The organism is Rhizobium sp. WYCCWR 11146 (assembly GCF_013591995.1).
In the GTDB taxonomy this organism is placed as follows: domain Bacteria; phylum Pseudomonadota; class Alphaproteobacteria; order Rhizobiales; family Rhizobiaceae; genus Rhizobium; species Rhizobium indicum.
Window position 1 is genome coordinate 424,762 of record NZ_JACCEY010000016.1, and the last position, 7,090, is coordinate 431,851.

Annotated in this window: 7 protein-coding genes; 6 read left to right on the forward strand and 1 reads right to left on the reverse strand. The window is 61.2% G+C overall.

Going from position 1 to position 7,090, the window contains the following annotated elements; genetic code table 11:
* The first annotated feature begins 53 nt into the window (after positions 1 to 53).
* The 3 genes from HX899_RS12085 (at position 54) to HX899_RS12095 (ending at position 3,531) form a co-directional block, all read left to right on the forward strand.
* Entirely contained in the window at positions 54 to 1,439 is a 1,386-nt protein-coding gene (locus HX899_RS12085) for an aldehyde dehydrogenase family protein (RefSeq protein ID WP_181292559.1), read from the forward strand.
* On the forward strand, positions 1,436 to 2,587 hold the full coding sequence (locus HX899_RS12090) for an iron-containing alcohol dehydrogenase (RefSeq protein WP_181292560.1): 1,152 nt from the start codon (positions 1,436 to 1,438) through the stop codon (positions 2,585 to 2,587). Before HX899_RS12085 ends, HX899_RS12090 begins: the two co-directional genes overlap by 4 nt.
* Before the next feature lie 230 nt (positions 2,588 to 2,817).
* On the forward strand, positions 2,818 to 3,531 hold the full coding sequence (locus HX899_RS12095; protein ID WP_138387054.1) for a ParA family protein: 714 nt from the start codon (positions 2,818 to 2,820) through the stop codon (positions 3,529 to 3,531).
* A gap of 75 nt (positions 3,532 to 3,606) precedes the next feature.
* Here HX899_RS12095 and HX899_RS12100 read toward each other — a convergent pair whose 3' ends face one another.
* A complete protein-coding gene (locus HX899_RS12100) occupies positions 3,607 to 5,007 on the reverse strand; it encodes a L,D-transpeptidase (RefSeq protein ID WP_171598411.1) in 1,401 nt (466 codons plus the stop codon).
* Between the two features lie 360 nt (positions 5,008 to 5,367).
* Between HX899_RS12100 and HX899_RS12105 the strand changes: the two genes are divergently transcribed.
* From HX899_RS12105 to HX899_RS12115, 3 genes are all read left to right on the forward strand, one after another.
* Positions 5,368 to 6,207: an aldose 1-epimerase family protein gene (locus tag HX899_RS12105; RefSeq protein WP_171598410.1), complete on the forward strand. Its 840-nt coding sequence runs from the start codon at positions 5,368 to 5,370 to the stop codon at positions 6,205 to 6,207.
* A 71-nt stretch (positions 6,208 to 6,278) separates the two neighbouring features.
* On the forward strand, positions 6,279 to 6,617 hold the full coding sequence (locus tag HX899_RS12110; protein WP_138330492.1) for a TIGR01244 family sulfur transferase: 339 nt from the start codon (positions 6,279 to 6,281) through the stop codon (positions 6,615 to 6,617).
* Positions 6,618 to 6,690: 73 nt separating this feature from the next.
* Complete coding sequence (locus HX899_RS12115; protein ID WP_138330493.1) at positions 6,691 to 7,035, forward strand: RidA family protein; 345 nt, start codon at positions 6,691 to 6,693, stop codon at positions 7,033 to 7,035.
* Positions 7,036 to 7,090: the final 55 nt, after the last annotated feature.

The following is a 7,090-nucleotide window of genomic DNA, read 5'->3' on the forward strand; positions in this document are numbered from 1 at the left end:
GAGGTGCCACGGCCTCACTCAAATTTTGAAGAATACGAGGATAGGAACAGATCATGGCAATGATCCAATGCATTTCACCGGTTGACGGGTCGGTTTATGCCGAGCGCGCAGCCCTTTCTCTCGATGCCGCCAAGGATGTGGTGGCGCGCGCCCGCAAGGCGCAGAAAGCCTGGGCGAAACGGCCCCTCGAAGAGCGTGTGCAACTGGTGCTGAAGGGTGCTGCGCGGCTGAACGAGATGTCCGATGTCGTCGTGCCAGAGCTCGCCTGGCAGATGGGCCGGCCGATCAAGTATGGCGGCGAATACAAGGGTTTCAACGAGCGTTCCAACTATGTCGCCTCGATCGCGGCGGACGCGATGGCGCCTGTTGTCGTCGAGGAGAGCGATCGTTTCGAGCGGCGCATCGAGCGCGAGGCCCATGGCGTCGTCTTCGTCGTAGCACCATGGAACTATCCCTACATGACGGCGATCAACACGATCGCGCCGGCGCTGATGGCCGGCAATACCGTGGTGCTGAAGCATGCCTCGCAGACGCTGCTGGTCGGTGAGCGGCTGGTGCAGGCCTTCATCGAGGCCGGCGTTCCCGAGGATGTGTTCCAGAACGTCTTCCTCGATCATGAAACGACGTCGGCGCTGATTGCCGCCGGCAGCTTCAATTTCGTCAACTTCACCGGATCGGTCGAAGGCGGGCGGTCGATGGAGCGGGCGGCTGCCGGCACCTTCACCGGCCTCGGCCTCGAACTCGGCGGCAAGGATCCGGGTTATGTCATGGAGGACGCCGATCTCGAGGCGGCCGTCGACACGCTGATGGATGGCGCGACTTACAATTCCGGCCAGTGCTGCTGCGGCATCGAGCGCATCTATGTGCATGAATCGCTCTATGACGCCTTCGTCGAGAAATCGGTTGCCTGGGTATCGAACTACAAGCTCGGCAATCCGCTCGATCCGGAAACCTCGCTCGGGCCGATGGCGCATAAGCGCTTCGCCAAGGTGGTGCGCGAGCAGATCGCCGATGCTGTTTCCAAGGGCGCCAAGGCGCTTGTCGATCCCAAGCTTTTCCCCCAGGATGACGGCGGCGCCTATCTCGCACCGCAGGTCCTCGTCAATGTCGACCACTCCATGGCCTTCATGCGCGAAGAGACTTTCGGTCCGGCAGTCGGCATCATGAAAGTGAAGAGCGACGAGGAGGCACTCGCTTTGATGAACGACAGCCAGTACGGGCTGACGGCCTCGCTCTGGACCAAAGATGCCGAGCGGGCAGGGCGGCTCGGCCGCGAGATCGAAACCGGCACCGTATTCATGAACCGCGCAGACTATCTCGATCCGGCGCTTTGCTGGACCGGCGTCAAGGAGACCGGCCGCGGCGGCTCGCTGTCGATCATCGGCTTCCACAATCTGACGCGTCCGAAATCCTTCCATCTGAAGAAAGTCACAGCATGAGCAGCAACATCACCGCAAACTGGAGCTATCCGACATCGGTCAAGCTCGGCCGGGGCCGCATCGCGGAACTGGCCGACGCCTGCAAAAGCCTCGGCATCAAGAAGCCACTGCTCGTCACCGACCGTGGCCTTGCCTCGATGGCAATCACCAAGACAGCGCTCGATATTCTCGAAGATGCCGGTCTCGGCCGGGCGATCTTTGCCGATGTCGATCCGAACCCGAACGAGAAGAACCTCGAAGCCGGCGTCAGGGCTTTCAAGGACGGCGGTCATGACGGCGTCGTCGCCTTCGGCGGCGGCTCCGGCCTCGATCTCGGCAAGTGCGTCGCCTTCATGGCCGGCCAGACGCGGCCGGTCTGGGACTTCGAAGATATCGGCGACTGGTGGACGCGTGCGAACCTCGAGGGTATCGCCCCGATCGTCGCGGTGCCGACAACGGCAGGCACCGGTTCGGAAGTCGGGCGCGCCAGCGTCATCACCAATTCCGAAACGCATGTGAAGAAGATCATTTTCCATCCGAAGTTCCTGCCTGGCGTCGTTATTTCCGATCCGGAACTGACGGTCGGCATGCCGAAGATCATCACGGCCGGGACCGGCATGGATGCCTTCGCCCATTGCCTGGAGGCTTATTCCTCGCCCTTCTATCACCCGATGTCGGCCGGCATCGCGCTCGAAGGCATGCGCCTCGTCAAGGAGTTCCTGCCACGCGCCTATAGGGAAGGCACGGATCTGGAAGCCCGCGCCAACATGATGGCCGCCGCCGCCATGGGCGCGGTCGCCTTCCAGAAGGGGCTCGGCGCCATCCACGCGCTGTCGCACCCGATCGGCGCCGTCTACAACACCCATCACGGCATGACCAATGCGGTGGTGATGCCGGCGGTGTTGCGCTTCAACCGCAAGGCGATCGAGGAGAAGATCGGCCGCGCCGCCGCCTATCTCGGCATTTCGGGCGGTTTCGACGGGTTCTACGACTATGTGCTGAAGCTCCGCTCCGAACTCGGCGTGCCGGAGACGCTGTCGGCGATGGGAATCGCTGCCGACCGCATCGACGAATTATCGGCCATGGCGATCGAAGATCCGAGCGCCGGCGGCAACCCGGTTGCACTGACGCTTGAAAATACCAAGGCTCTATTCAAAGATTGCTTCTGACGACATAAGAGCGGACCAACAGACTGGCCTGGAAAACCGCGGTTTCCCAGGCCTTTTTCGTTTCGGGCAGCATCCCTATTTTTAGGGATGTGAAAAATACCGGCTGCAATTTCGCCGCGCGTCTTTCGAATTTGTTAACCATGATTAGAAAGAATGAATTAACCGCACGATGCTCCGACGGTGCGTAAAAGAGCGATTCCGGCTCGCACCATTCCTTCCGAGGACCGAACATGCCTGTCATCACATTCGCAAATACCAAGGGCGGCGCCGGCAAGACGACCGCTGTTCTGCTGCTCGCGACCGAGCTTGCCCGCAAAGGTTATCGCGTCACCATTCTCGACGCCGACCCGCAGCACTGGATTTCGCGTTGGCACGAAATATCAGGTCATGTGCCCAATCTTTCGGTGATCGATTTCGTCACAACTGCGTCGCTGCCGGTGCATATCAGCGAGAACAAGCACAATACCGACTATTTCATCGTCGATCTGCCCGGTGCGCGCAATCCGCTGCTTGCCACTGCCGTTGGCCTTTCCGACCACGTGCTGATCCCCATTCAGGGCTGTGCGATGGATGCGCGCGGCGGTGCGCAGGTGCTCGAACTGCTGCAGTATCTGGATGAGAAGGCCGGCATCAAGATCGGCCATTCGGTGGTGCTCACCCGCGTCAATTCGATGGTGACGACGCGGGCGCTGCAAGTCGTCAAGTCACTGCTCAGCGAGCGGCATGTGCCGGTGCTCGATACGGCGATCATCGAACGCTCCGCCTTCCGCGACATCTTCGACTGTGGCGGCACGCTGCACACGATCGATCCGACGCGCGTCAGCAACCTCGACAAGGCGCGTGAGAACGCCACCTGTTTTGCCGAGGAAATCATGCGCAAGCTGCCGGTCAGGCTGACGGCATCCGCCCGCGTGACGAGCCCGATGGTCCGCTCGGCCGCTTGAATATATCCCCCACCTGAAACGACAAGCCCGCCGGAGCGATCCGGCGGCCTTGTCGTTGTTATCGTCAGAATGATTTCAGTCGACGAATTCGACCGTCACGCCCGGCTTGACCATCTTGGCAAGCTCGGTGGCATCCCAGTTGGTCAGCCGGATGCAGCCGTGGCTCTGAGTGCGGCCGATCTTCGAGGGCTCGGGCGTGCCGTGGATGCCGTAGGTCGGCTTGGAAAGCGCCATCCAGACGGTGCCGACGGGGCCGTTCGGGCCGGGCGGGATATTGAGGATCTTGTCGTTGGCGCCCTGCTGGAAATTGATCTTCGGATTATAAGTGTAACCGGGATTGAGGGCGACACGCTCGACATTTACCAAGCCCGACGGAGAGGGGGTGTCGGAGGAGCCGATCGATGCCGGATAGGCGGCGAGGAGATTGCCGGCGCCGTCATAGGCGAAGACCTGCTTGCGACCCTTGTCGGCGATGATGCGGGCAACTTCGCCGCTCTTCGGCTCGCCCGGATTGACGACCTTGATGACGGTGCCGGCAACGGTGAAATCGGCGCCGGGGTTCATCTCCTTGAGAAAAGCCTCGTCCATGTGGAAACGCTCGGCCAGCATCTCGGTGGTCGAGGTATAGGCGAGCGACGGCAACAGCGCCTTGTGCGAATAATCTTCCGGGATCTCCGCGACGAAGGGGCCAGCGGCATCGGCCGGCGTGATCGTGTAACTGACAACGGGCAGGCCGCCGTTCATACGCAGCTCTTCCAGAATGGCATCGGTGTCGTTGGGATCGAGCTTCGACCCGGTCATCTGGTCATAGGCATAGATCCCCTTGGTGACGTTCGATCCCATATGGCCGTCGATGACGCCCGGAGAGATGCCGGCGCGATCGAGGAAGACCTGCAGTGCGACGATCTCGGGCTTCGACTTGTTCTTCAGCGTGATGACAGGTTCATCAGGTGCGGCCTTCGGCTGATCGGCGGGCGGGATCTGCTGGTCGGGGTCGATCGAGGCATAATCGTCGCCGGGCTGCGGATTGCCGATGCTGTTATCCTCGGGATAGGGCTGGTCGCCGAGCGGCCGGCGTTCAATCGCGGCATCGCGCGGAATGCCGCCGGTGACGGCGCCGCGCTCGGAATAACGTGTATCGCCATCGGGATTGTTGTCGGAATAATAGGGGTCGTTGCCGTACTGGTCGTTATAGACTTCGCGTGCGCCGGGCCGCGGCGGATAGTAGCCGCGGGCGCGCATCTCGGTAGCGACGACGTTGCCATAGTCGTCGATCAACACGCGATTGCCGCTACGGTCGCGGGCGTAGATATAGCCAGCTGGAACATAGTCGAGGATTTCGCCGCTCGGCGTCACAAGCACGATATCGCTCTGGCGGCGATCGCGGAACTGCTGCGCGCCTGCCTCCGGCGCTGTAGCCGCAAGAGCAGCCAGGACGGCCGCGAGGCAAAATGCCGACTTCAAAAAGCGATTCACGTATCATACCTCGAACAGTGACTGGCAGACACACACCTGCGAATTTTGACGCTAGTGTGGAATTTATGAAAGCGTGCTGAACAAAATATGAAAATCACTAAGATTTCCTTTTGCTCATAAACGTTTGCGTCCTTGTGTCAGTTCCGCAAAATCCACGGTTGCTGCAAAAACGCAAGATACGGGCGACGCCGATTGACGAATGGCGGCCCGAAACCTAACGCTAGCGCATCCTTCTTTGCGAAAATCGATTCCGTTTTTCGGAAAGCATGATGCGTTGATTCAAAGTGTTAGAGCGTCCTTTGGGCGTCCGAAAGGACGCTCGGCGCTCTAAGGGGCCGACAATTCCCCAAGGAGACCGTGATGATCGAATTTGCCGCCGCAAGCGGGCCGCGCCTGATGCTGGACGAAACATCGGTGCTGGATATCGGCGGATGCATCGTCGAAAGCGTCGACATCGCTCCGAAACGCGCCATTCCCGATGATGGCGACCCGCGAATCGATCACTCGCTCGAGGGCTTCCTCTTTACCTGCGGGCCGGACCATATCCGCCACCGCCAGCCGATCCCCGGCCGGGACGACGGCAAGGTCTATCCGCTGCACGGATCGGCCTCCGGTCATGTGGCAAAGGTGTTGTGGACGAAGTTCGAGAACGGCAATGCCGAATGCCGCGCCGATATCGACATCACCACTGTCGAGGGACTGCCGCAGCGCATCGAGCGGCTGTGGCGGATCGATGGGGCGACCGGCGAGGTGCGGCTCGAGGATCGGGTCGTCAATACAAGCGATCGGACGGTGCCGACCTTCCTGATGTACCACATGAACACCGGCGGCAAATGGCTGGACGAGGGCACGCGGCTCGAAGGCCGCATGCTGGAAAATGGCGGTTTCCCCTGGACGTTCGGCGAGGAGCCGGGCGGCATCTTCTGCGTCGCAGCGCCGGCAACGGAGGAGGGGTTCGCGGAGGTCCGCCTCGGACCGATCGCCGCTATCGGCGGCAGGACGCTGCGAGTGCGTTTCCGCGCCGACACGCTGCCCCATCTGCAGGTCTGGCGGAACCAGAAGGCGCCAGCCCACATCATCGGCATCGAGCCGGTTTCACATCGGTGGATCTCGCGCGACGAGCTTGAGGCAGCCGGTGAGTTCAACATGCTGGCGCCCGGCGAGAGCCGCAGCTATGCGCTGACCTTTGCCTTCCTGTGAGCGAAGTGTTGTTGACGCTGGCAGACCTCCGTCGTAGACCTTCAGCCCACGATTTTTGAGGAGACAAGACGATGGATATTCGCCAGATCGACGATGAATATTCGGTTTCGGGCCAGATCACGCTCGAGGAGCTCGACGAGATCAAGGCGCTCGGGTTCAAATCGATCGTCTGCCACCGCCCCGACCATGAGAGCCCGGATCAGACATCGTTCTCCGTCATCGAGGCGCGCGCCAAGGAGCTCGGCCTCGAGATCGCCCATGTGCCTGTCGGACCGATGGGCGTGACCGAGGAAGCGGTGCAGGGCATGGTCGATGCGCTCGACGAATTCCCGCGGCCGATGCTCGGCTATTGCCGCTCCGGCGCCCGCTCGACGGCGATCTACCAGAAGACCCACCATATTCGTAGCTAGGCCCCGTTCCGGCTGCCGATTTTCCGGCGCTGCGCCGCAGCGCCATCACCTTCCATTCACTCAGGAGACTAGAATGAGCATTAAGCGTATCGACGTCGGCGCGCGCATGAGCGGCGCCGTCATTCACGGCAACACGGTCTATCTCGCAGGCCAGGTCGGCGAGGGCGAAAGCGTCACCGATCAGTGCAAGTCATCGCTTGCCGAAGTCGACCGTCTGCTGGCTGCATCAGGCAGCAGCAAGTCGAAGATCCTTCAGACGATCATCTACCTTTCCGACATCGCCGATTTCGCCGAGATGAACGCCGTCTGGGAAGGCTGGATCGATCCGGCCAATCCGCCGGCCCGTGCCACCAGCGAAGCCAAGCTCGCTGCGCCGAAATACAAGGTCGAGTTCATCATCACGGCGGCACTCGACTAAATCGCGCCATTCCGATTACCTGAAGCCGGTGAGCACTGCGCGTGCTCACCGGCTT

Bases quoted from the DNA above. Each gene is read 5' to 3' on its own strand.
- HX899_RS12085 (WP_181292559.1), top strand. From the start codon at position 54: ATGGCAATGATCCAATGCATTTCACCGGTTGACGGGTCGGTTTATGCC.
- HX899_RS12090 (WP_181292560.1), top strand. From the start codon at position 1,436: ATGAGCAGCAACATCACCGCAAACTGGAGCTATCCGACATCGGTCAAG.
- HX899_RS12095 (WP_138387054.1), top strand. From the start codon at position 2,818: ATGCCTGTCATCACATTCGCAAATACCAAGGGCGGCGCCGGCAAGACG.
- HX899_RS12105 (WP_171598410.1), top strand. From the start codon at position 5,368: ATGATCGAATTTGCCGCCGCAAGCGGGCCGCGCCTGATGCTGGACGAA.
- HX899_RS12110 (WP_138330492.1), top strand. From the start codon at position 6,279: ATGGATATTCGCCAGATCGACGATGAATATTCGGTTTCGGGCCAGATC.
- HX899_RS12115 (WP_138330493.1), top strand. From the start codon at position 6,691: ATGAGCATTAAGCGTATCGACGTCGGCGCGCGCATGAGCGGCGCCGTC.